Source organism: Kitasatospora sp. NPDC001547 (assembly GCF_042894165.1).
Classification (GTDB): domain Bacteria; phylum Actinomycetota; class Actinomycetes; order Streptomycetales; family Streptomycetaceae; genus Kitasatospora.
The window spans coordinates 137,125-161,427 of the sequence record NZ_JBIAVL010000005.1 but is presented as its reverse complement, the minus strand read 5'-3'; the positions used below and the strand labels follow the sequence as shown (position 1 = coordinate 161,427).

Annotated in this window: 16 protein-coding genes, 4 tRNA genes and 1 riboswitch; of the genes, 6 read left to right on the top strand and 14 right to left on the bottom strand. The window is 75.1% G+C overall.

Annotation, left to right across the window (positions count from 1 at the left end; genetic code table 11):
- Positions 1–69: 69 nt before the first annotated feature.
- The 4 genes from ACFY0X_RS11560 to ACFY0X_RS11545 form a co-directional block, all read right to left on the bottom strand.
- On the bottom strand, positions 70–1,611 hold the full coding sequence (locus ACFY0X_RS11560; protein ID WP_387752254.1) for an Ig-like domain-containing protein: 1,542 nt from the start codon (positions 1,609–1,611) through the stop codon (positions 70–72).
- Positions 1,612–1,963: 352 nt separating this feature from the next.
- Positions 1,964–2,039, bottom strand: a tRNA-Arg gene (locus ACFY0X_RS11555).
- 31 nt (positions 2,040–2,070) lie between these two features.
- Positions 2,071–2,146 (bottom strand) — tRNA-Arg (locus ACFY0X_RS11550).
- 251 nt (positions 2,147–2,397) lie between these two features.
- Positions 2,398–2,491: transfer RNA gene (locus ACFY0X_RS11545), tRNA-Ser, on the bottom strand.
- Between the two features lie 177 nt (positions 2,492–2,668).
- Between ACFY0X_RS11545 and ACFY0X_RS11540 the strand changes: the two genes are divergently transcribed.
- Entirely contained in the window at positions 2,669–6,271 is a 3,603-nt protein-coding gene (locus ACFY0X_RS11540; protein WP_387752252.1) for a PAS domain-containing protein, read from the top strand.
- 102 nt (positions 6,272–6,373) lie between these two features.
- Here the strand turns inward: ACFY0X_RS11540 and ACFY0X_RS11535 are convergent, their stop codons facing one another.
- The 3 genes from ACFY0X_RS11535 to ACFY0X_RS11525 all read right to left on the bottom strand — a co-directional run bounded on the left by ACFY0X_RS11535 (position 6,374) and on the right by ACFY0X_RS11525 (position 10,311).
- Positions 6,374–8,035 (bottom strand): long-chain fatty acid--CoA ligase, encoded by a 1,662-nt coding sequence (locus ACFY0X_RS11535; protein WP_387752249.1) that lies wholly within the window; start codon positions 8,033–8,035, stop codon positions 6,374–6,376.
- 178 nt (positions 8,036–8,213) lie between these two features.
- On the bottom strand, positions 8,214–9,392 hold the full coding sequence (locus tag ACFY0X_RS11530) for a hypothetical protein (RefSeq protein WP_387752247.1): 1,179 nt from the start codon (positions 9,390–9,392) through the stop codon (positions 8,214–8,216).
- Between the two features lie 46 nt (positions 9,393–9,438).
- On the bottom strand, positions 9,439–10,311 hold the full coding sequence (locus ACFY0X_RS11525) for a glycoside hydrolase domain-containing protein (RefSeq protein ID WP_387752244.1): 873 nt from the start codon (positions 10,309–10,311) through the stop codon (positions 9,439–9,441).
- Between the two features lie 152 nt (positions 10,312–10,463).
- Here ACFY0X_RS11525 and ACFY0X_RS11520 point away from each other — a divergent pair, with 152 nt between their 5' ends.
- Positions 10,464–11,531, top strand: coding sequence for a DMT family transporter (locus ACFY0X_RS11520; RefSeq protein WP_387752241.1), 1,068 nt, complete (start codon positions 10,464–10,466; stop codon positions 11,529–11,531).
- 117 nt (positions 11,532–11,648) lie between these two features.
- Here ACFY0X_RS11520 and ACFY0X_RS11515 read toward each other — a convergent pair whose 3' ends face one another.
- The 7 genes from ACFY0X_RS11515 to ACFY0X_RS11485 all read right to left on the bottom strand — a co-directional run bounded on the left by ACFY0X_RS11515 (position 11,649) and on the right by ACFY0X_RS11485 (position 19,412).
- Complete coding sequence (locus tag ACFY0X_RS11515) at positions 11,649–12,461, bottom strand: pyridoxal 5'-phosphate synthase (protein WP_387752238.1); 813 nt, start codon at positions 12,459–12,461, stop codon at positions 11,649–11,651.
- A gap of 525 nt (positions 12,462–12,986) precedes the next feature.
- On the bottom strand, positions 12,987–13,316 hold the full coding sequence (locus ACFY0X_RS11510; protein ID WP_387752236.1) for a hypothetical protein: 330 nt from the start codon (positions 13,314–13,316) through the stop codon (positions 12,987–12,989).
- Positions 13,317–13,711: 395 nt separating this feature from the next.
- Positions 13,712–15,076 carry an FAD-binding oxidoreductase gene (locus ACFY0X_RS11505; RefSeq protein ID WP_387752233.1) on the bottom strand — a complete coding sequence of 455 codons (1,365 nt, stop codon included), beginning with the start codon at positions 15,074–15,076 and terminating at the stop codon, positions 13,712–13,714.
- A gap of 229 nt (positions 15,077–15,305) precedes the next feature.
- Positions 15,306–16,556: an MFS transporter gene (locus tag ACFY0X_RS11500; protein ID WP_387752230.1), complete on the bottom strand. Its 1,251-nt coding sequence runs from the start codon at positions 16,554–16,556 to the stop codon at positions 15,306–15,308.
- 46 nt (positions 16,557–16,602) lie between these two features.
- Positions 16,603–17,430: a MerR family transcriptional regulator gene (locus ACFY0X_RS11495; RefSeq protein ID WP_387752228.1), complete on the bottom strand. Its 828-nt coding sequence runs from the start codon at positions 17,428–17,430 to the stop codon at positions 16,603–16,605.
- A gap of 127 nt (positions 17,431–17,557) precedes the next feature.
- Positions 17,558–17,645: transfer RNA gene (locus tag ACFY0X_RS11490), tRNA-Ser, on the bottom strand.
- Between the two features lie 63 nt (positions 17,646–17,708).
- Positions 17,709–19,412 (bottom strand): S1C family serine protease, encoded by a 1,704-nt coding sequence (locus tag ACFY0X_RS11485; protein WP_387753170.1) that lies wholly within the window; start codon positions 19,410–19,412, stop codon positions 17,709–17,711.
- Between the two features lie 401 nt (positions 19,413–19,813).
- A riboswitch (TPP riboswitch) is annotated at positions 19,814–19,958 on the top strand.
- Between ACFY0X_RS11485 and ACFY0X_RS11480 the strand changes: the two genes are divergently transcribed.
- From ACFY0X_RS11480 to ACFY0X_RS11465, 4 genes are all read left to right on the top strand, one after another.
- Entirely contained in the window at positions 19,951–21,369 is a 1,419-nt protein-coding gene (locus ACFY0X_RS11480; protein ID WP_387752225.1) for a purine-cytosine permease family protein, read from the top strand. Its footprint overlaps the riboswitch before it by 8 nt.
- A 94-nt stretch (positions 21,370–21,463) precedes the next feature.
- A complete protein-coding gene (locus ACFY0X_RS11475; RefSeq protein ID WP_387752222.1) occupies positions 21,464–22,288 on the top strand; it encodes a glycerophosphodiester phosphodiesterase in 825 nt (274 codons plus the stop codon).
- A 250-nt stretch (positions 22,289–22,538) separates the two neighbouring features.
- A complete protein-coding gene (locus tag ACFY0X_RS11470; RefSeq protein ID WP_387753167.1) occupies positions 22,539–23,114 on the top strand; it encodes an ATP-binding protein in 576 nt (191 codons plus the stop codon).
- Between the two features lie 69 nt (positions 23,115–23,183).
- Complete coding sequence (locus tag ACFY0X_RS11465; protein ID WP_387752219.1) at positions 23,184–24,167, top strand: DUF5926 family protein; 984 nt, start codon at positions 23,184–23,186, stop codon at positions 24,165–24,167.
- Positions 24,168–24,303 lie beyond the last annotated feature (136 nt).

Below are 24,303 nucleotides of genomic sequence, written 5' to 3'. Positions count from 1 at the left end.
TGACGAATCATCCAAAGCCGACCTGACGCGCAGGCACATGAACGGATGGTCGGGACAGTTCGGCGCGGTTCAGCGCCGAGGAGCACCGGGCCTGCGGGCGACCACCCGACGGGTGATCAGGCCGAGACCGGTGAGCACCAGCAGGACTCCGGCGAGTCCACCGCGCCAGCCGGCCTCCCCGGGCCGTCCGGACGCACCCTGCGCGGCCTGCGCCGGCGGCGCCGCCAACGGCCGGCCCGCGCCCCCGGCCGACCCGGCGAGTCCGACGAGGCCGACGGCTCCGGCCGGCTCGGGCACGGGCTCCACCGCGGCGACGGCCGTCGGCGAGGCGCCGGCAGCGGTGGCCGGGGTCGCGGAGACGACCGCGGCGGTCGAAGGGGAGGGGCCGACGGGCCGGGTGGAGGCGGCGGACGCGGCGGGCACGGTGGTCGCGACGGCCGCCGGGGAGGCCGCGGCGCTCGGGCCGGCCTTCGCGGACTCCGAAGGCGCCACCGACGGGCTGGGCCGGGCCGAGGCCGACCGCGTCGGGCTCGCGGCCGCCGGGCTCGGTGCCGACGAGGCCGTCGTACTCGGCGCCACCGGGGCGGGCGCCGCCTTCGCCGCGGCGACCCGCACCAGCACCGCCTCCCCCGAGACCCCGTTCCCCGCCCGGTCGGTCGCCGTGACGGTCAGCCACTGCTCCCCGTCCGCCAGGTCCCGGTTGGCCGTGCAGGTCCAACTCCCGTCGAACGCCACCGTCGCCCCGCACAGCACCGTCCGCCGTTGCTGCTCCGAGCCCGCCACCGCCCGCGCCGTGACCAGCACGTCCACGCCCGGATCCGCCCGGCCGGCCAGCTTCGGCCGACTGACCCGCACCGTCTCCCCGGAGGCCGGCGAGGTGAGCACCGGCCCGGCCGGCAGGGCGGTGTCGACGACCAGCGCGACCGACGGTCCGGCCGTCCGGTTCCCCGCCGCGTCGACCGCGACCGGGGTGAGCAGGTGCTTCCCGTCCGTCAGGTTCTCGACCGGCAGGCAGGACCACCGGCCGTCCGCCGGCACCCCCGTGATGCACAGGTCGTCGGCCGAGCCCTGGTCGACCACCATGACGGTGCTGCCCGGCTCGCCGGTGCCGGTGAGCCGCAGCCCCGGGTCGTTGGTGTGGGCGGGGACGGTGAGCGTGGGGGCGCTCGGCGGCACGGTCTTCACGCTGACCTTGACCGGTTCGCCGCGCAGCACCACGCCTCCGCCGGTGGTCTCCACCGGCGTGAGGACGTGCGGACCGGCGGCCAGCTCCTTGTCGGGGCGGCAGGACCAGTCGCCGCCGCGCCCCGCTGCGGCCGTGCAGAGCGCGGTGCCGCCCTCCCGGACTTCCACCGTGGCGCCGGACGCCGTGCCCCGGCCGCGGATCCGCGGCCGGGCGTCGGCGAGGACGGCACCGTCGACCGGCCCGGTGATCTCCGGCCGGGGGCGGTCGGACGCGGGACCGGAGGACCGCGCGGGGGCTCCCGGCCACGTGCCGCCGGCGGGGCCGGCAGCGGGGAGCCCCGCCGCGAGGGGGGTGTTCCACGTGGTCAGCAGCCCGGTCGCGAGGACGGCCAGGGCGGCAGCCGTACGGGAAAACTGTCGGCTCATCCGGCTCTCCTTCGCGGTCGGCTGCCGGGTGGTGGGCAGTCTGCACAAGATCCGACAAAAAGGAATCACGATCCTGAGCCGGTCATACTGCGACACCTGTGGTTATGGCCGTGTCCCACCCGTTCGGCGGGCTTTCGGGCGGCAGGACGGGATGTACCCGAAACAGCTGCATTTCATCCATTAGGCGGCAATCGGCACCACCCGAACGGACGCGGGATCGGGTGCTCCGGACCCATCCGGACGACCCGTGCTCCCGGGACGGGCCCATCCACCGCAGGGCGCTGTTCGAATCGCCGGCCGGGCATCCCGGGAAAAGGGAGAAGCCCCCGGCCGGTGGCCGGGGGCTTCTCTATGGTGCGCTCAGCAGGATTCGAACCTGCAACCTCTTGATCCGTAGTCAAGTGCTCTATCCGTTGAGCTATGAGCGCAAGGAACGGGCGAACCCGATCTTGCGGAGTTTGGTGCGCTCAGCAGGATTCGAACCTGCAACCTCTTGATCCGTAGTCAAGTGCTCTATCCGTTGAGCTATGAGCGCTCGCCCTGGTGAACGTTGTCTCCGGGGCGTTGCGGGGACAACATTACATGACCTGCGGCGTAGGACGAAATCGGTTGATCCGGGCCCCGCCCGGCCCCCTCCGGCCCCCTCCGGAGCCCTCCCCGGTACCCCCGGCCCGCACCCCGGGCCCACCCGCCGGCCCGCCCGCGACCATCCGCCGGGCCGCCCCGGATCCTGCCCGGGAACGCGAAGAGCCCCCGCCGACGAGATCGTCGACGGGGGCTCCCGACTGGCGGAGGCTGAGGGATTTGAACCCTCGATCAGGAATAACCCCGAAACCGCATTAGCAGTGCGGCGCCATAGACCGGACTAGGCGAAGCCTCCCCACATGGACCATGCCCGCGCGAGCGGACCCGTTCCGTGTGTCAGTGATGATGCCACAACCGTGGGGCTCGGCACCAACCACCGCCAACGTTACTAGGCGGGTCGTCCCCGCCGCAAAGAAGAATGAGATACTGCCGTCTCCGGAGGAGCTGCCCCGAGCCGAGGAGACCTGTCGACGTGAGCAGCAGGCCGATCCGAGGCGCTGCTCGCCTCGCCGCCATACTCGACGCCCTGCCCGACGCGTTGCTGCTGGTGAACAGCAACGGCACCGTCGTGGACGCCAACAGCGCGGCGGTCCAGGCGTTGCAGGCGCCGGGCACCTCACTGGTCGGCATGGGCGTGCTGGGTCTGCTGCCCGAGTTCGACCCCAGTCGCATCCCCGGCTCGATGCGCCCGGCCACCCGCGACGGCGAGGCCCTCGACCGCCCGGTCCGGATGACCGCCCACCGCACCGACGGCACCACGTTCCCGGTCGAGGTCTCCGGCAACGACTTCGCCGACGACGGCGACGGCCGCGGCTACGCGCGCTCCCCGTACGACTCGTACCGCGAGAACTCGCCCTCCTCCTCCGACCTGCTCCTGCTGCTGGTCCGCGACCTCTCCGGCCGGCTCGGCGTCGAGGCCGAACTGCGCCGCCAGCACAAGCAGACCGAGATGATCCTGCGCGCCGCCGCCGAGGGCGTGCTCGGCGTGGACCTCGAAGGCCGCTGCGTGCTGGTCAACCCGGCCGCCGCGCACATCCTGGAGTACCGGGCGAGCGAGCTCGGCGGGCGCGAACTCCACCCGCTGATCCAGCACTCCCGGGCCGACGGCACCCCGCTGGCGCTGGAGGAGTCGGCGCTGCTGGACACCCTGACCTCCGGGCGCAAGCACCGGGTGCGCGGCACCGTGCTGTGGCGCAAGGACGGCCGGCCGGTCACCGTCGACCTCACCACCGCCCCGGTCCGGGACGGCGACCAGCTGGTCGGCGCGGTGATGACCTTCACCGACCGCAGCCGCGAACTCGCCCTGATCGCCCGCAACGAGCACCTCACCGCCGTCCTGGAGAGCGAGCTGGGCGGCGCGCTGAACGCGCTGAACCAGCGGCTCGACGCGCTCGCCGCCGACCCGGCCGGCCAGCTCTGGCCGGAGGCCAACTGGACGCTGCGCCGGCTGGCCGCCGAGTGCCGCCGGTTCGGGAAGCTGATCGACGGCGTGCTGGACCACCAGCGCTGCGAGGCCGGCGAGAGCGGCGCGGAGGCCAAGGACGGCAAGGAGTCCAAGTCCGGAAAGGACGCCAAGGACGACAAGGACGGCAAGGGCGTGCGGAAGGCCGCGCCGCGGGTGCCGGTGGGCCTGGACGCGGTGGTCCGCCGGGCCGTCGAGGAGGCCGGCGAGCTGGTCGGCCCCGGCCGGGTGCGGTTCTCGGTGCACGCCGCCGCGGTCGAGGTGATCGCCGACGAGCGGCGGCTGGCCCAGGCGCTGGCCCACCTGGTCGCCGACGTCAGCGGCGTCGGAGTGGTGCTGGACCCCCCCGCCGCCCCCTCCCCCGGCCTGGCCGTGCCCGGGCTGAGCGGCGCCGCCGCGCCCGTGCTGCCGCCCGCCCCCGAGCCGCCGACCGTCGTGCTGGCCGCCGCCCAGCGCGGCGAGGTCGCCCGGGTCGAGATCCGCGGCCCCGGCGTCGGCGGCAGCCCCGTCCACCTGCCGATAGCCCGCACGGTGGTCGAGCGCCACGGCGGCGTGCTCCAGCCGCACGAGCTGCCCGGCAAGGCCGGCACCACGTACGTCGTCGAGCTGCCGCTGGACCCGGCCGCCGCGAAGGCCGCCGCCGAGCGCGCCGCCGCCGGGGGCCGCTCCGACCGGCCGAAGGAGACCGACAGCGCCGTCCTGCCCGAGCTCCCGGGCATTCCGCAGCTGCCCAGCAGCGGCGGGACCGACGGGACCGCCGAGCCCGCGACGGCCGGCGAGCAGCCCGCACCCGAGGCCCCGGAAGCCGCCGCGGCGGAGCAGGCGCCCGCCGAGGAGCCCCCCGCCGAGCGACGCGGCCGCCGTGGCCGCCCGGCCGCCGAGGCCCCGGGCTCCGCCGGCACCCCCGAAGCCACCGGCGTCCCCGGCACCCCCGAAGCCACCGGCGTCCCCGGTGCCCCCGGTGCTCCCGGCGCCCCCGGCGCTCTTGGTGCCCCTGGCGCTCCCGGTGCTCCCGGTGCTCCCCACCTTCCGGCCGACCAGTGGCCGAACGCCCCCGCCCGGGTCGAGCGGGCCGTCCCCGAGCAGTGGAACGGCACCGGCAACGACCCCGCGTACGGCCGCCAGGGCCTGGCCGGACCGGACGGCGTCCAGAGCGACCCGTGGGGCAAGGACGACGGCCGCTCCGGCCCCGCCTACGCCGTGCCCGTCGACGGCGACCGGGCGCAGCCGCCGACCCGCCCCGCCGGGCGCGAGCCGCTCGCGCTCGGCCCGGCCCCCGCACCCGCCGTCCCGGACGGCACCCCGCCCGGCGGCACCCCGACCGGCGGCACCCCGACCGCCGAGGGTGACCAGGAGCAGGCCCCGGGCGAGACCAAGCCCCGGCGCCGCCGCGCGCTGCCCTCCGCCGAGGACTCCTCCGGCGGCTTCGCCCTGCCCGGAGTGGCCGACGCCCCGGTCTACCCCGGCCTGGAGCACGCCCTGCCGGCCGGCCCCGCGCCCGCGCCGCCCGAGCCGGCCGCCGCCGCGCCGACCGGACGCCGCCGCCGGCTGGCCGTCCCCCCGGGCCCCGGCCCGGACGCCCTGGTGAACGCCTCGGCTCCGGCCGGCCAGGGCCAGCCCGCGCCCGGCACCGCCCTGGCGCCCGCCCGGGCCGCGCTGCCCGCCGCCGAGGAGCCGTCCGCCCCCCGCCCGGTCGGCACCGGCCTGGGCGAACTGGCCCCGCCGCGCGCCCTCGGCCCGGCGCCGGTGCCCGCCGCCGCGCCGCAGCCGCCCGTACCGGCCGAGGCCGCCCGGATCGCGCCGCGCCCGGTCGCCGAGCTCCCGGCCGCCGAGGAGCGGCCCGCCGCCGAGCAGCCGTCGGCCCCGACCGGCGAACTGGCCAACACCCGCCGGCTGCTGGTCTGGCCCGAGCCCGACCCGGCCACCAAGCAGGCCCTCCAGTCGCGCGGCTACCTGCCGGTGATCGTCCGCTCGCGCGAGGAGGTGGACGCCCAGGCCGCCGGCTTCCCGGCCGCCCTCTTCGTCGACCCGCTGACCGGTCCGATCACCCGCACCGCGCTGCAGTCGCTGCGCACCGCGGCGCTCAACCGCCGGGTCCCGGTGCTGGTCACCGCCGGCCTCGGCCAGGCCACCCGGGACGCCGCGTACGGGGCCGACCCGGCCGTGCTGCTGCGCGCCCTCGCGCCGCGCGACGGCGAGCACCACGCCCCGCGGGTGCTGCTGGTCGAGGGGGACCCGGACATCGCCGCCGCCATGATCAGCAGCCTGGAGCGGCGCGGCATGCACGTCGAGCACGCGGTGGACGAGAACGACGCGGTGGCCCGGGCCAGCAGCGTCCAGCCCAACCTGGTGGTGATGGACCTGCTGCAGATCCGCCGCCGCCGGGTCGGCCTGCTGGACTGGCTGCGCGCCAACGACCGGCTGCACCGCACCCCGCTGGTGGTCTACACCTCGGTGGACCTCGACCCCCGCGAACTGCCCCGGCTGCGCACCGGCGAGACGGTGCTGTTCCTCGCCGAGCGCTCGACCAGCGAGGACGTCCAGTCCCGGATCGTCGACCTGCTCGGGCGGATCGGCGCGATGGGCGAGGCGGGTGTCGCCGCCGCGGGCTGACCCCGGTACGCCGGAGGGCCGGCCGCCCCTGTCCGGAACGGGGGCGGCCGGCCCTTCTCCTCGATCACGCCTCGGCGGTCACTCCTCGGCGGTCCTCGACCGTCATTCCTTGCCGAGGACCGTGACGTCCAGCTCCTCCGCCGCGTAGCTGGCCCGGATCACCTTCTTGTCGAACTTGCCGACCGAGGTCTTCGGCACCGACTGCACGATCGACCAGCGCTCCGGCAGCTGCCAGGAGGCGATCCGCTCGCCGAGGAAGGCCCGCAGCTCCTTCAGCCCGACGGTCGCGCCCGGCCGCAGCACCACGGTGGCCAGCGGGCGCTCGCCCCACTTCTCGTCCGGGACGGCGACCACGGCGGCCTCGGCCACGTCCGGGTGCGCCATCAGGGCGTTCTCCAGCTCGACCGAGGAGATCCACTCGCCACCGGACTTGATGACGTCCTTGGCCCGGTCGGTGAGGGTCAGGTAGCCGTCGGCGGTGATGGTGCCCACGTCGCCGGTGCGCAGCCAGCCGTCCTCGGAGAACTTGTCGTCCGGGCGGACCGGGTCCTGGCCGGCGCCGCCGTAGTACGCCCCGGCGATCCACGGGCCGCGCACCTCCAGCTCGCCCGCCGAGACGCCGTCGTGCGGCATCCGCTCGCCGCCCGGGCCGATCAGCCGGGCCTCGACGGAGGCCGGGAAGACGCCCTGGGTGATCCGGTACGGCCACTCCTGCTCGGGGGTGAGACCGCCCGGCGGCTGGGCGAAGCAGCCGAGCGGGGAGGTCTCGGTCATGCCCCAGGCGTGCAGCACCCGGATGCCGTGGCGCTCCTCGTAGGCCTTCATCAGGGACGGCGGGCAGGCGCTGCCGCCGATGACCACCATGCGCAGGCTGGAGGTGTCGTAGTCGCCCGCGTCGAGTTCGTCGAGCAGGCCGGCCCAGATGGTGGGGACGGCGGCGCTGACGGTCGGACGGACGGCGGCGATCATCTCGGCCATCGGCTTGGGCTGGAGGAAACGATCCGGCATCAGCAGGTTGGCGCCGGACATGAAGGCCGCGTGCGGGATGCCCCAGGCCTGGACGTGGAACATCGGCACCACCGGCATCGCGGTGTCGCGCGGGGTGAAGGCGAAGTTGTCGCCGGTGTTGACCTGGAGGCAGTGCAGGTAGACCGAGCGGTGGCTGTACAGCACGCCCTTCGGGTCCCCGGTGGTGCCGGAGGTGTAGCAGAGCACGGCCGCCTGCCGCTCGTCGATGTCCTGCTGCCACGGGTACTCGGTGGGCCGGCCGGCGATCAGCTCCTCGTAGTCGTGCACACCGCCCGCGAAGCCGACCAGCAGCGAGCGGTCGCCGGGGCCGCTCACCACGATGTGCCTGAGGGTCGGCGCGAGGTCCGGGAGGACGGCGGCGAGCAGCGGCAGGACGGAGCCGTTGACGAGGATCACGCGGTCGGCGGCGTGGTTGACGATGAACGACAGCTGCTGGGAGGGCAGGCGGAGGTTCAGCGTGTGCAGCACGGACCCCATCGAGGGGACGGCGAGGTACGCCTCCAGGTGTTCGGTGTTGTTCCACATCAGGGTGGCGACCCGGTCGTCCGCCGTCACCCCCAGCTCGTCGCGCAGCGCGCAGGCCAGCTGCGCGGCGCGTGCGCCGACCTCTGCGTAGGTCCGGACCACCGGCCCCGTGCCGTCCCAGGTGGTCACGGTCGACCGCCCGTGGATCGTGGACCCGTGCTCCAGGATTCGGGCGACGGTGAGCGGTACGTCCTGCATCGTGCTGAACACGGGTCCTCCTTGACCTGGCGGCACTGGCGGCTGCGCCTGCGGCACCTACCGGGCGGTAATGCGCGCCGACGTGCCCGATTGTGCCGCCCCCGCCCCCCGCTGTCAGCATCCCGTCCCCGTTGCACGGATCACGGCTCCGCCCCGGGCCCGCCCTCCGTCCCGCGCCCGGGTGGGGCGGTCAGGGCTGGGTGGGGGCGGCGGGGCGGGTGAGGCGGAGGGAGTTGGTGGGGTCGGGGGCGTAGGCGGGGTCGAGGGTCCAGCCCTGGGCGGCGGCGATACGGAGGGCCTGGTGGGCGCCGGCGCCGCGGTAGGTGGCGCGCTTGAGGTGGATGCGCAGGGCCAGGGTGCCGTCGGGGGTGCGGGTGGTGGTGGGGCGGGTGCGGTTGGAGTCGCGTTCGAGGATGCGGCGGATGTGGCGGTCCCAGTAGTCGGGCTCGGGGCGCTTCACCCAGCAGGTGAGCAGGCCGTACACCGGGGCGTAGACGATCTGCAGCAGGAAGACGAACGGCAGCAGCGGTGCGGGGCGGACCGGCTGCGGGCCCCACGGGGTGCCGGGGGCGGCCGGCGGGTCGTGCGGGGAGGGGGCGTTCAGGGTGGCCGGGGCCGGGAAGTGGCGGGCGAGCCGGACGTGCCCGGCGTCGGTCCCGGACGCCACCCCGTGCCAGCCGCGCGACTCCGCGAGCCGGACCACGCCGGCCGCGCCGAGGCCGCGGTAGAGCCGCAGGGCGAGCCGCACCCCCACCACCCGGCCGAGGTCGGGCTGCACCTCGCCGCCGCCGGCCGCGTACGACGCCTCGGCGGCGGCGATCCGGCGCTCCAGCACCGGGGCGACGTAGCGCTCCCAGTGCTCCGGCCGGCCGGTGAGCTCGGCCCGCAGCCGGCGCGGCGGGATGAAGCCGCGGTTGACCTTCAGCCAGCCGTCGGAGCTGGGGCCTCCGCCGTTGTAGTCCGCGAGGATCAGGACGACGAAGAGGAGCACCAGGCCGAGCACCCAGAGCGGGGCGTAGATCCACTGGAGGAGGAACTGGAGCAGCACGGCGAGGCGGTTGCGGCGCGGCGCCGGACCGGGGAAGCCGCCGGTCCCGCCCGCGGACGCCGGCGCGGCGCCGAACCGGGCGGCGGGGTGGGGCGGCTGGGGCTGCGGGACCGGGCGGGGCTGCGGGGCCGGGTGGGCCGGGTGGGCCTGCTGGGCCGGGTACGGCTGCTGGGGCTGGTACGCCTGCGGCGGCGGTACCGGCTGCGCGTACGGGTTCTGCGCCGCGTACGGGTTCTGCCCGTAGGGCGCCGGTCCGTACGGGTTCTGCGGCGGCGGCGCGCCGTACCCGCCGGTGCCGCCGTGTCCCTGGCCGTTCGCCATGCCGTTCCCCCCGTGCTTCGATCGGGGGCCACCCTACCGGCGGGGCTCAGCGGGCGGTCGGGCCGTCCACCTGGTTGCGGTCGACGGTGAGGGTGGCGCCGCCGAAGGTCTCCTCGACGTTGCCGTGGTACTGGTGGACGCGCTGGTGGAAGCTCCAGAGGTCGGGGGCGAGGCCGCCGGAGCCGTCGGTGTCGGCCCGGCCGTCCCAGCGGGCGTACCAGAGCGCGTCGGGCATCGGGGAGCTGCCGGCCCGGGCGGCGGCGGCGAGGTCCGCGATGCCGGAGTCGAGGCTGGAGTAGAAGCCCGAGCGGTAGCCGGCGGCGTGCAGGCCGGCGGTCCAGCCGAGGGTGAAGTCGACCACGGCCTGGCCGCAGGCCGGGTCGTGCGCCGGGTAGGCCTCGATGTCCAGGTAGACCGGGCTGCCCTTGACGAGTCCGAGCGAGCGCAGGGCCCGGGCGGCCTCGCCCGCCTCCTCCCGGCCCTGGTCGGCGGCCTTCGCCGGGTCGATCCGCTCGGGCTTGCGGCTCGGGTCCGCACACGGCGCCTGCCGTCCGACGTGCACCGGCAGGAACCGCCAGCCCGTCGCCCGCGCCTGGCGCACCCACTCGGCGGTGAGCAGCGGCTGGGCGCAGCCGCGCTGGGAGCCGCTGGTGTAGATGCCGACCGCACCGTACGGGGAGGTGCCGCGCCAGGCCGCCAGGGTGTCGAGCGGCGGGGCGGTGCAGGCGTCGAAGGCGGGGCCGCTCCAGATGTCGCGGGCCCGGGGCGGGCCGGGCCGGTCGGGCAGCGTGACGGCCCGGATGCGGGGGGTGGCGGCGGCGGCCGGGGCGGCGGCCGCGGCGTTCGCGCCCGTCCCGTCGGTGGCCAGCAGGAGCACGAGGGTGGCTGCGAGGAGGGCGGCGGGGCGGAGATGGCGCATCCCGCCTTGATACTGACGGACCGTCGGACGACGGCGGCAACCACGCCGCAGCCCCCTCGCGGGTCCACCCTTTCGGACGCACCCGTCCGTATCCGTCCCGATTTTTGTAACGAGCTTGCCCGTTCATCACTCCTTACGGCAAACTCACGAACATGCCCACCTCCCATACCAGCGAAACCCCCTCCGCCTCGTCGTCGGCCGCCGCCGTCGCCGAGGCCCTCGCCATGCCGCCCGCCCCCAAGGGCGAGCCTGCCGGTGAGCGGGGAAGCTGGCGACGAGGTGGGGCGTCCGGCTCCGCGGCGCCACCCGACGGCCGGCCCGGTCGGTCCACCGGCCGGTTCGGCAAGGTCCTGCGGCGCCCGGAGCGGATCCCGGCGCCGCTTCTCTGTCTGACCGCGATGTTCCTGGTGCAGACCGGCATCGCGCTGTCCAAGCCGCTGTTCGGCCCGCTCGGGGTCAGCGGCACGACCTTCCTGCGGCTCGGCTTCGCCGCCGTCATCCTGCTCGCCGTCACCCGGCCGAAGCTGCGCGACAAGCGCCCGCGCGACCTCGCCGCGGCCGCGCTGCTCGGCATGGCCTCGGCCGGGATGACCTTCCTGTTCGCCGGGGCGATCGACCGGCTGCCGATGGGCACCGCCGCGACCATCGAGTTCCTCGGCCCGCTCGCGGTCGCGCTGGTCTTCGCCCGGCGCGCCAGCCACCTGCTCTGGGCGCTGCTCGCGGCCGCGGGCGTGGTGCTGCTGACCCTGCTCGGCGAGGGGGACGGCGGCGGGTCGCTCGACCCGGTCGGCCTGCTGTACGCCTTCGGGGCGGCGGCCTGCTACGCCGCGTACATCCTGTTCACCGACAAGGTCGGCGCGGCCTTCCAGGGGTTCCAGGGCCTGGCGGTGTCGATGACGGTCGGCGCGCTGACGCTGGCGCCGTTCGGGCTCGGCCAGGCCTGGGACGGGCTGACCACGCCCGGCGCCTCGCCGCTCGGGCTGCTCGCCGCCGTCGCCGGGGTGTCGCTGCTGCTGCCGGTGATCCCGTACGCGCTGGAGATGACCGCGCTGCGACGGATGCCGCAGCGGGTGTTCAGCGTGCTGGTCAGCCTGGAGCCGGCGGTCAGCGCGCTGGTCGGGCTGGTGGTGCTGGGCCAGCTGCTGGGCGTGCCGCAGCTGGCCGGAATCGGCTGCGTGGTCGCGGCCAGCGTGGGTGCCACGCTGACCGGGCGGCGGTAGCCGCGCGGCGCGGGCCGTACGGCCTACGCGGCTCTACGGCGTCACCAGCTGCACCGGCGTCACGGCCCCACCGGTGTCACGGCGTCACCGTCGTCCCGGCCCCACCGGTGTCACGCCTCACGGCCAGAGCAGGGTGCGCGACCACTCCGGGGAGCTGACCGGGCCGGTGCGGGTGTAGCGCAGCCGGATGTGCCGGCGCTGGGCGTCGCCCTGCCAGAACTCGACCTCGTGCGCCCACAGGGTGTAGACCGCGTGCCCGGACGCGACCGCGTCCGGGTGCGTCTCCAGCCGGCGGCGGGCGACCGCCACCGCCTCGTCGTACTCGTCGAACGAGCCCAGTGGCTCGCTCTGCCGCCCGACCAGCGCGCCGACCCGGGCGGCGGGCGAGCGGGTGGCGAACTCGGCGGCGGCGACCACGTCGGCGGCCTGCTCGACGGTGCCGCGCACCCGGACCTGGCGGCCCAGCTGCGGCCAGTAGACGGTCAGCGCGGCGGCCGGGTGGTCGGCGAGCTGACGACCCTTGGGGCTGTCGGCGTCCGCGGAGAAGTTCCAGCCGGTGCCGGCCGCGTCGACGTCCCGCAGCACCAGCACCCGGGCGTCCGGCATGCCGTCGGCGTCGACGGTGGAGAGGGTGAAGGCCTGCGGGTCCAGCACCCCGGCGTGCAGCGCGGTGGCGAGCCAGTCCACGAACAGCGGGCCGGGCTCGGCGGGGGCGGCCTCGTGGTCGAACGACGGCAGCGGGCGGGCCATCGGCGGGCGGCCGAGCAGCAGCTCGGGGACGGACCGGGGGCCGGACCGGCGCTCGCGGACCGGCTCGGCCGGCGGCTCCGGGCGTGCCTCCGCCGCCGACGGTGAACCGGGCTCGGACCGGGGCTCCGGTGCAGGCCTGGTCTCGTCCGGGCCGCTCAGGCCCTCCTCCTCCGCCGCCATCGCGCGCCCTTCCTTCCGATTGCCGCGGTCGCCGCCCCGGCCGGGCCGGTCCATCCGGGCCCGGGCACGTGGGTGCGCTGTCGGAGCGCAACCGTACCGCCGTACACCGACGGCTCCGGGCGCGGGCCCTCGGTGGGCGGATCCGGGCCGGTCGGCGGGGGATTCCGGGGTGGTCGGACGGGGATTCCGGGTGGCCGGGCGGGGGGCCGGGCCGGGGCGCGGGAGGTCAGGCGGAGGCGGGTGCCGGGCGGTGGCAGGGCTTGCCGGCGCCGGACACGCTCGTGGGCGGTGCCGATGGCGGCACCGCCCAACGAGGCCGGTTTCGCGGTGACCCTTTCCGCCGACCGGTCGAATGCGCTGTTCCCTCTGGTGTGATGCGTCGGTACCCCGGTGTCCGTTCCGGCCTTCGCGATCCGCTCCGGGCCCTTCCGCGGCTGCTCAGCTCACCCGCGGCCACCCACGTCCGGCGCCCCCGCCTTCCGTGGTGGTGTGGTGCCCGGTGCCGTCACCCGGCCGGGCGGTCGGTCAGTTGAAGGTCGGAGCGAAGACGACGTTGACGTTCTTGCTGTCCTGACCTCCCTGGACGGTGCCCGCGTTGTCCTTCACCGCGAGGGTGTTGTCCTGGTTCGAGGCACCGGAACCGGTGGCGGTCTGCTGGGTGGAGACGTGGTTGCCGTCGACCCCGCCGAACACGTTGCCGGTCCCGGAGTCGGAGACCACACCGGCGTTGGCGGAGGGCTCGGCGCCCGCGCCCTCGTCCGCGGCGGCAGCACCGGAACCGACCAGCAGCAGTCCGGCCGCTAGTGGGCCGGCGAGGAGGAGTCCGGCCAATCGGCGGGTGTGGATGCGTGCCATGGATGCCTCCAAGGAGCTTTTTCGGGCAACGGTCGATCAAGGTCTGCACGGTTCGTCGGCCAGACGAAAACCTGCGGGCTGCGACGCCGGAGGACAGCCTTCCGCAACAAATCGACAAAGCGCCAGCTCCCACAGCGCATTTCGCCCGTTTGCGTGATATCCGTTCGGGCCGCGCATAACGGCTCGGAAAGCGGTCAGGGCGCACGTCCATACCGGCTGAGCTGCGGCTTTGCCCGGACGGCTGTCGGCCAGGACGCCCCGGACGGCAGCGCGGCGGCGTCACACGATCCGCTGGGCGCACCACCCCGGCGCATGCGAACCGTGAACGCGCCCCTGAAAAGTTCGGTCACCCTTCCGTATCGACTTTTCCGGCCGTTCACAGCGGGTCGGGAAAATCAGATCATCTTGCCGGGATTCAGGATTCCCAGCGGATCGAAGACCGCCTTCAGCTGTCGCTGCAGGTCCAACGCCACCGGGCCCAGCTCGCGGGCCAGCCAGTCCCGCTTCAGCAGCCCCACCCCGTGCTCCCCGGTGATCGTGCCGCCCAGCTCCAGTCCGAGCGCCATGATCTCGTCGAAGGAGCGCTGGGCGCGGGCCGTCTGCTCCTCGTCCGCCGCGTCGAAGATGACGATCGGGTGGGTGTTGCCGTCCCCGGCGTGGCTGACCACCCCGATGGTCAGCCCGTGCCGCTCGGCGATCACCGCTACGCCGTTCAGCATCTCCGCCAGCCGGGAGCGCGGCACCGCGACGTCGTCGATCATCGTGGTGCCCAGCCGGTCCAGCGCGGGCAGCGCCATCCGCCGGGCGGCCAGCAGCAGATCGGACTCCGCCTGGTCCTCGGCCGGCACCACCTCGGTCGCCCCGGCCTCCCGGCACAGCCGCGCGACCCGCGCCAGCTCGGCCACCCGGTCCGGTCCGTCGAAGGCCACCAGCAGCAGCGCCTGGGTGGACTCCGGCAGGCCCATCCGCCCGAACTCGTTGACGGCCCGCACCGAGACGGCGTCCATCAGCTCCATCAACGACGGGGTCAGGCCGCGCGCCATCACCTCGCAGACCGCCGCCCCCGCCGTGTCCGCGCTCGGGAACTCCGCCGCCAGCGCCAGCTGCGGAGCGGGCGCCGGCCGCAGCGCCAGCACCGCCCGGACCACCACGCCGAGCGTCCCCTCCGAGCCGACGAACAGCCTGGTGAGGTCGTACCCGGCCACGCCCTTCGCCGTCCGGCGGCCGGTGGACAGCAGCCGTCCGTCCGCCAGCACCACGTCCAGCCCGAGCACGTACTCGCTGGTGACGCCGTACTTCACGCAGCAGAGCCCGCCCGCGCCGGTGCCGATGTTGCCGCCGATCGTGCAGGACTCCCAGCTCGACGGGTCCGGCGGGTAAGAGAGGCCCGACTCCTCGACGGCACGGGAGAGTTCGGCGTTCACCACGCCGGGCTCGACCACCGCGATCCGGTTCACCGGGTCGATCTCCAGGATCCGGTTCAGCCTCACCAGCGACAGCACGACGCATCCGTCCACCGCGTTCGCCGCACCCGACAGCCCGGTCCGGGCGCCCTGCGGCACCACGGGGACGCGCAGCTCGGTCGCGGTGCGCAGCACGTGCTGCACCTGCTCGACCGTCTCCGGGAACACCACCACCGCGGGCTGCCCGGCCGCGCAGAAGCCCGCCATGTCGCGGCGGTACGCGGCGGTCACGTCCGGGTCCACCACGACGGCCCCGTCCGGGAGGCCCTGCGCCAGTCGGTCCGTCAGATCACTCATCGCCGCCTCCACTCGCCGCCCCGACCGCCTCCACCTCCGCACTCTGCCCGGACGGGAGGGGACGGGCAAGTGGGCCCCGGGGCGGGCGGGGTAAGGGAGGCGGACGGACTGTGAGCGAGGACGGAGAGGCGGACGGGCTGGAGGAGGCGGCACCGCCAGGGCGGGCAGGGAGGAGCCGCACGGCGGACGGGCCCGGGCACTGCCGCCCGAGCGGGATGCCCGGGTGGGCTCAGGCGCGGCGGAGGGTCGGGGTGGCCAGGGCGGTGAGGCCGGCGGCGGCGGTGGCGAGGGCGCAGAGCAGGGTGGGCAGGGTGGCGCCCGCCGTGTCCGCGAGCAGCCCCAGCAGGGCGTTCGAGAGCACCAGGGCCAGGCTCTGCACCAGCGTCAACAGGGCCTGGATACGGGAGAGGTGGGTCGCCGGCGCGCCGGTCAGCACCAGCGGGCCGAGGTGGCAGGCGAAGAGCCCCGAGCCGAGGCCCGCCACCGCACTGCCGGCCACCGCCGCCACCGGTCCCGCGGCCAGCGCGAGCACTGCGGTCCCCGCCGACGCCGTACAGAGCCCGGCCGCCGCCCCCACGCCGGCCCGGGCCAGCGCACCGCGCCGGGCGACCAGGGCGGCCACCACCAGCACCCCGGCCGCCTGCCCGCCGCCGACCAGTCCCGCCGTCCCGGCCGTCCAGCCGTGGGACCGGGCGAGCAGCGGGCCGAGCAGCGACACCACCGGCAGCAGCGCCCCGGCCGCAGCGCCGGTGAGCAGCAGCGCGGCCCGCAGCAGCGGGTCGGCGAGGGCGAGCCGGACGCCGGAGGCCGCCTCGCGCAGCAGGCCGGCCGACGGACCGGACGGCCCGTCCTCCCGGGGCCGCACCCGCAGCAGGACCAGCAGTACGACCCCGAAGCTCACCGCGTCCGCCAGCGCCGCGCCGGACAGCCCGCCGGCCGCGACCAGCAGGCCGCCCAGCGGCGCCCCGAGCAGGACGGCGCCCTGCCCGCCGGCCTGCCGCAGGGCGAGCGCCCGGGGCAGCCGGTCGGCGGGCACCAGCCGGCGCGGCATCGAACCGCTCGCCGGGAGGTGGAAGGCGTCGACCGTACCGATCACGGCCGCCGCCGCGACCAGCAGCCACAGCGGCGTCCCCCGGTCGGCCGCCACCAGTGCCAGCGCGACGGTCGCGACCAGCATCACCGTGTCCCCGACGAGCATCACCCGCCGGGCGCCGAACCGGTCCGCGACCGCGCCGCCCAGCAGGACCAGCGCGGTGCGCGGCACCGTGACCGCCGTCAGGACCAGCCCGGCCGCGCCGCCGCCGTGCGCGGAGGCGGCCCAGCCGAGGGCGAAGTACAGCGCGGCGTCGCCCAGCAGTCCGGCCTGGACGCCGGCCAGCCAGCACAGGTACGTCCGGGGCAGCGCCGCCGGGGTCGGGGCGCCGGAACCGGCGGTGGTACCGGTGGCGGTGCTGGAACGGGAGGCGGTGCCGGTGGTCATGCCGGGCGACGCTAGGGCCCTCGACCAGGTCGAGGGCAAAACGCGGCTACCGCCGGGCCACCGGCTCCTGGATCTCGGTGACCCAGCCCGCCGGGTCGTCCGGGCACTCCAGGTACAGCTCCCGGGCGTAGCCGGCCGAGCGGTAGCCGTTCTCGTCGATGAAGCGGGCCAACTCCTGGACGGTGCCCAGCACTTCGTCCATCGCGCCGCGGTGCACGATGGTCGCCGCCGCCTCGATCGGCGGCAGGTCGAGCACCTCGAAGTCGTGCCCGTCCGGCCGCACCGCCGGGCCGACCGGGACGGCGGCCAGCACCAGCACCGAGCCGCCGCCCTCCGGCGCCTCCCGGTAGTGGGCGACGGACGGGCCGGCCGCCTCGATCCCGGCCGCGGCCAGCCGCCGGCACAGCTCGGCGAACAGCGGCCCGATCACCGGTCCGATGTCCTCCGGCTCGTAACTCGCGGCCACACCGGCCAGTTGGGCCACCCGGACGGGCGGCACCGGCTTCACCACGACATCGTGCGCGGACATGGTCCCCTCGCTCTCGATCGTCCGGAGCCTCGCCTCCACCCGGGCCAGCCGCAGCTCGTCGGCCGCGATCGCCTCGGCGAGCTGGGCCCGCCGCAGCCGCAGCATCCCGCGCAGTTCGGCCGCGTCCACCCGCTCGTCCAGGACGTCCCGGACCTGCTGGAGGGTGAAGCCGAGTTCCTTGAGCGCGATCACCCGGTTGAGCCGGGCGAGTTGGGACGCCTCGTACGAGCGGTACCCGCTGACCGGGTCCACCCGGGCGGGCCGCAGCAGCCCGATCGCGTCGTAGTGGCGCAGCATCCGCACCGACACCCGGCCGTGGCTGGCGAAGTCTCCGATGTTCAACATGGTGCGACCACTCCACCCCCTGCCACCGTGTCAGGGTCAACCCCGACCGCCCGCCGCCCCCGGGAAACACCGAGGGCGGGTGCCGAACGATGTCGGCACCCGCCCTGAGCAGGTGGTTCCCTACCGGCGGAGAGCGTGGGATTCGAACCCACGGTACGGGGTCACCGCACGACAGTTTTCAAGACTGTTCCCTTAGGCCGCTCGGGCAGCTCTCCAGGCGGAGGTCAGCCTAACGGGTCCGGCGGGGTTCGGCGCACACGTTTGGGCACGGGCGGGGGTCACGGCTGGTCGCCGACCCGCTCGGCCAGCGTGACCTTGGTGTTGAAGTTCTGGCCGTTGCGGGTGTACTCGACGTCGACGGTCTCGCCGGGCTTGTGCGTCCAGATCCGGCTGACCAGGGCGGGGCCGTTGTCGATCGGGACGCCGCCGAGCTTGGTGATGACATCGCCCGGCTTGAGCCCCGCCTTGTCCGCCGCGCCGCCGGGGGTGACGGCGGGCTGGCCCTGGATGTCCTTGGTCTGGATCTGCGCGCCGTCGCCCTTGTAGTCGTCGTTGCGCAGCACGTCGAGCTTGGCGTAGACCGGCTTGCCGGTCTTGATCAGGGTGTCCGCGACCCACTTGGCCTGGTTGATCGGGATGGCGAAGCCGAGGCCGATGCTGCCGGCCCGGCCGTTGGACGAGGCGTTGGACTGGATCGCCGAGTTGATGCCGATCACCGCGCCGCCGGAGTCGAGCAGCGGGCCGCCGGAGTTGCCGGGGTTGATCGAGGCGTCGGTCTGGAGGGCGTTCATGTACGAGGCCTGCGAGCCGGTCTCGTCGCCGGAGGCCACCGGGCGGTCCTTGGCGCTGATGATGCCGCTGGTGACGGTGGACTCCAGGCCGTACGGCGCGCCGATCGCGACGGTGGCGTCGCCGACGTTGACCTTGTCGGAGTCGGCCAGCGGCAGCGGGGCCAGCTTGCTCTTGGGCGGGTTGTCGATCTTGATCACGGCGACGTCGTAGCCCTCGGCGTGGCCCAGCACGGAGGCGCCGTAGGAGCTGCCGTCGGCGAACTTGACGGTCAGTTTGCCGCCGTTGAGGGTCGGCGCGACCACGTGGTTGTTGGTGAGGATGTGGCCCTCGGTGTCGAAGACGAAGCCGGTGCCGGTGCCCGACTCGCCGTTGCCCTGCGCCTTGATGGTGACGACGCTGGGCAGCGCCTTCTGCGCGATGGCGGCGATCGAGCCGGGGGCGGGCTCGTTCTTCTGGGTGTCGCTGGCCTGGACGGTGGTGCTGCGGTGGTCGTTCGCGGAGCCGGCGCTGTCGGAGCGGTCGGCGACGGTCACGCCGAGCACGCCGCCGGCCACACCGGCGACCAGCGCGACGGCCGTCATCAGCGCGACCAGGCCGCCGCGCTTCTTGCGCGGGCCGCCGGGGCCGCCGGGGTGCTCCGCCGGGTAGCCGAGCGGGCCCGCCGGGCCGCCGGGGTAGCCCGCGCCGCCGGAGGCGGAGTCGTGGGGCCCCCAGCCGCCGAGCGGCTGGCCGGCCCCGAAGGGGTGGTGGCCGTGCGCGGCGGGGGCGGCGGGAACGGCCGGGGCGGCGCCGTACCCCTCGTGCGGACCGGCGGCGGGGACACCGTGGGTCGGGGTGGCGTACGGGTTGCCGGCCGGCGGCAGCGCCGGGGCGGCGGGCGCGGCGGCGGCCGGGGCCGCCGGAGCCTGCGGGGCGGGCGGCAGGACGGGCGGCGGCGCGTCGATGTACCCGGTGGCCGGGTCGACGGCCGGCTCCCCGGCGGCGGCCACGGGCGCGGCCGGGGCCTGCGGCGCGGACACCTTGGTGAAGGCGACGGTGGGCTTGTGGCCGCCCTCCGCCTGGACCCCGTCCGCCGGAACACCCGGCGCCGGGACGCCCTCGGCCGACCCGGCGTCGACGGGCGGAGCCGCCTCGACGGCAGCGGCCCCGGCCGCGCCCGCCTCCGGCTCCGGCACCCGCCGGAAGGCCATGGTCGGCTTGTGCCCGCCCTGAGCGGGGCCCTCGGAAGCGGACTCGGCCGCCCCCAGGCCTGCGGGCTGCTCCCCCTGCGGCCCGGTGGGCCCAACCTCGCGCTCGGTGCTCACGGACGACCTCCATAGCTGGCAGAACCAAGGACCATAGTTTTTCGCACTGTCGATTCGTTTGCCGTAAGGACCCCTCTGAAGAACTCATAAGAATCCTTAGCCCGCACCGACACCGACCCGGTACGGGCCCGGTACGGACACCGGCACCGACCCGGTACGGACACCGGCACCAGCACCGACGCCGGTACCGACGGCCGAGGCTCCCCTCCCCGCCGGGCGTCCCGCGATGCGGACCGCACGCCCTCGGCCTTGGGTGTTCGCCCCCGCGCCGGTTAGCCTGTCGCTCCAAACTGACACGCGGGAGCTTGGACCCACCAGGCTGAGAGTGCGCATGTCGACCGTACGCCACACGAGTGACGGCCGTTCGAGGGGGCGCTGACCGCCGGAACCTGTCCGGGTAATGCCGGCGTAGGGAGTATCGGCCATGCCGCCTGCTTCGCCATCCTCTTCTTCGGGCGCGAACGCCCCCGCTTCCGGTCCGGACGCCCCGCCTCCGGGCGCGACCGCCGTCCTGGAGCGCCCCGACCACGTCGAAGCGCCCCTGGTCCTGGACACCGAGCCGCCGCGCACGCTGCGCTTCCGGGACCACTTCGCGCTCTGGATGAACCTGGGCGTCAGCCTGATCGGCTTCTCCACCGCCGCCACCGTGCTCGGCGCCCCCGGCAGCGAGCTGTCGCTGGCCGCCGCGGTGACCGCGATCACGGTCGGCACGGCGGTCGGCACCGCGATGCTGGGCGTGGCCTCGCTGATCGGCGCCCGGACCGGCGCCCCCGCGATGGCGAACCTGCGCGGGCTGTTCGGCACCCGGCTCTCGTACCTGCCGACGGTGCTGAACATCGTCCAGTGCGTCGGCTGGGGCGTGTTCGAGCTGCTGACCATCTCGGCGGGCGCCCAGACCGTCGCGCACACCACCGGCTACCGCTGGCTGTTCGTCCTGCTCGCGGGCGCGCTGACCACCGCGCTGACCATCTGGCCGCTGGGCTCGATCGCGGTGCTGCGCCGCTTCGTGGCCGGGGCGGTCGCGGTGGCGATGGTGTACTTCACCGTCCAGCTGGGCCGCCAGGGCGTGCCGGACCCGGGCGCGGGCAACTGGCACGGCTTCCTGGGCGCCACCGACGCGATGATCGCGGTGTCGGTCTCCTTCGTCCCGCTGGCCGCCGACTACACCCGGCACTCGCGCACCCCGCGCTCGGCGTTCTGGGGCAGCTTCTCCGGCTACACGATCGCCCAGGTCTGGTGCTACGTGCTCGGCCTGATGGCGCTGCTGCAGTCGGACGGCGACCCGAACCGGATCTTCGACTCCTTCCTCGGGGTCTGGGCCGGCTGGCTGTTCCTGCTGGTGCTGGTGCTGCGCGAGACCGACCAGTCCTTCGCCAACGTGTACTCGACCGCGATGTCGGTGCAGAACCTGCTGCCGAAGGTCGACCGCCGGGTGCTCTCCGGGGCGATCGGCGCGCTGACCACCGTGCTGGCGCTGCAGATCGACGAGTTCACCGACACCTACTACGGCTTCCTCGGCCTGATCGGCTCGGTGTTCGTACCGCTGCTGGCGGTGCTCGCGGTGGACTACTTCCTCGGCGCCGGCCGGCGCGGCTGGAACCTCTCCGCCGACGCGCCGTCCCGCTGGCTGATGCTGCTGCCGTGGGCACTGGGCTTCGCGGTCTACCAGCTCATCGCGCCGACCGGGGTGGCCGACTGGTGGACGGAATTCTGGACCTCCGCCCGGCAGGCGCTGCACTTCAGCCCGCAGGAGTGGACCTCGGCCTCGCTGTTCGCCTTCGTGGTGCCGGCGCTGGTCACCTGGGCGCTCACCCCGCTCGGCCGCCGCACCGCCGGGCGCTGAACGGGAACCGCCGGGCACCGAGCGGACGGAGGCGGCCCCACAGGTTGGGGCCGTCTTCGTCCGCGCTTCACCTCCGCCGCCTATCGTTGGGCCCGTGACCAGCCCAGACCTGTCCTCGACGGCGGCGCGCACCGTGCCGCCCGTCCAGGTGATCGCCCACCGCGGTTCCTCCCACGCCCTGCCCGAGCACACCCTCGCGGCCTACCGGCGCGCGCTCGACGAGGGCGCGGACGCGCTGGAGTGCGACGTCCGGGTCACCGCCGACGGCGCGCTGGTCTGCGTCCACGACCGCCGGATCGGCCGGGTCTCCAACGGCCGGGGCACCGTCTCGGCCATGACCCTCGCCGAGCTAGAGGCGTACGACTTCGGCGCCTGGAAGACCGGCCGCCCCAGCACCGACCCGGAGCTGCGCGGCGTGCTGCGGCTGGAGCGGCTGCTGGAGCTGGTGGTGGAGTGCGGCCGCCCGGTGGACCTGGCGATCGAGACCAAGCACCCGGTGCGCTTCCGCGGCCGGGTGGAGACCGAGCTGCTGCGGACGCTGGAGCGCTTCAAGATCGGCGCGACCCGGGACGGCGACCGCCCGTCCGCCCGGATCATGAGCTTCTCCTCGGTCGCCCTGAGCCGGGTGGCCGCCACCGCACCGGAGTACCGGCGGGTCTTCCTGTTCGAGCGGACCGTGCCGCTGCTCGGACGGCTGCGGCCGGGCTCGCCGCTGCCGGGCGGGGCGCGGATCGCAGGCCCGGGCATCGAGCTGGTGCGGGCCCGCCCGCAGCTGGTGACCCGGCTGCGCGAGCTGGGGCACGAGGTGCACGTGTGGACGGTGGACGAGCCGGCCGACGTCGAGCTCTGCCTGGAACTCGGGGTGTCCGCGATCATCACCAACCGGCCCGCGGAGGTGTTGGCGCAGCTCGGCCGGTGATCCGCCGACGCACCGATCGCGGTACCCCGCCGATCCGATCACTCTGGTCGGCAGTCAAACCTTCCTCGCGCGATATTGCCGGAATTCTTGCGCCCGGGCGACGCAGGGTGAGCGCGGAATGACCTGATGTCGACGGTCGGGCGTCCCGCCCGAAATGGGCCCGCGGGATCGTCCGGTGCTCGTTTCCGACGCATTACCAAGGGGCATCTCTCCCTCGGCATACGCTGAAGGAGGTCCGGGGGTGGCGTTGATGGTGGCGCGTGAAGTGCCGACTTCATCGACCATGGCAGTGCCGCACGGCCCAGCGAGTGTCGGGGTCGCACGGCGCCGACTGCGTCGAGATCTGGGTGACCGGCAGATACCGGAACCGGTCATCGATGATGCTGTTCTGATCCTTTCCGAGCTGTTGAGCAACGCCTGTCGGTACGCCCGCCCGCTCGGCCCGCTGTCGGCCCTGGGCCGCAGCGCCCGGGCCGAGGTTCTCGGGCAGGTGCTGGTCGGCGTCCCGTCCGGGCCGCACTCCGCGCAGGGCGGCCGGAAGCCCGCCGAGGGCTCGGACGAGCCGGACGGCGGGGTGCTGGTCCGCTGGCAGATGCACGCCGACGGGGTGCTCACCCTGGAGGTCACGGACGGCGGGGCGGCCACCCGGCCGCTGCCCGCCAGTCCCTCGCTGACCTCGCGCGGCGGCCGCGGCCTGAGCATCGTCGACCAGCTGGCCAGCGACTGGGGCGTGCGCGACGCCCCCGGCGAGGTCACGGTCTGGGCGGCGCTGCCCGCCCGGGCCCGGCACGCCCGGCGCACCGGAGGCGATGCCCGTAGCGCGTGAGCCGAGCTCGGGGAATGTGTCGTTAGGCTTCCCGGGACACAGGACCACCGTTCCCGGGAGAGCCGCAGCATGGGCAAGAAGGCCGCCAAGAAGGCGCCGCAGCGCCAGTCCACCACCGCCGTCACGGGCGAGGTCCCCGTGGTCGGGGCCCGCGAGGACTGCCCCTGCGGCTCGGGCCGCCGGTACAAGGCGTGTCACGGCCGGGAGGCCTCGCACGCGGTGCAGGAGCTGGTGCACCGCCCGTTCGAGGGCCTGCCGGGCGAGGCGGACTGGGTGGCCCTGCGCGAGCTGGTGCCCGCCGCCACGGCGCCGCTGACGCTGGCCGCCGGGGTGGCCGAGGGCGCGACCGGTGACGTCCCGTCGGTGACCCTGGCCACCGTGCTGCCGCTGGCCTGGCCGGCCCTGCGCCGCCAGGACGGCTCGATCCTGCTCGGCCTGCAGACCCAGTCCGCCTCCGGCGACCTCAGCCGCGACCTCGCGGACGCCCTGGAGCTGGCCCTGGCCACCGAGCCGGGCAGCCCGGTGCCGGCCCGCCGGACCGTCCCGGGCGGGCGCCGCCTGCAGGACCTGCTGGACACCACCGCGGCGTTCGCGCCCACCGTGCACACCGGCTTCGAGTTCTGGCTGGAGGACGCCGAGGCCGCCACCGGTGAGGTCGCCGCCTCCCTGGAGCGCGCCAACGCCTCGGCCATCCCGACCGAGAAGCTCGCCGGCGTGGACGCCGCCTACTGGTGCGGCACCCCGGACAAGAACCACCTGCGCTGGGTGATGACCGTGCCCGAGGAGCGGCTGCTGGACGCGCTGGCCCGGCTGAACGCGGCCGGCGAGGCCTCGCTCGGCGCGGACACCCGCCTGGTGGGCTCCTTCCGCGCCCACGGCCTGACCGTCCCGGTGTGGGACCTGCCGCTCGCGATGACCGCCGCCGACTGCGAGAAGCCGGCCGCCGAGTTCGCCGAGCGGCTCGCCGCGGTGCTCGCCGACGGAACGCCGCTGAGCGCCGAAGAGCGGCGCGCCCGCGCGAACCTGGTGAACCGTCAGGTCACCTTGAACTAAAGCGCGCGGGATCCGCGTGATACGCGTCACATTGTCGCGGTGAACGCGCAATTTCCGGGCGTGGAGGGCGTCTTGGAAATTGGCGCGGGCGCAGATCCTTGTTACTGTCTAAAGAGTCCGGCCGCTGGTGCATCCC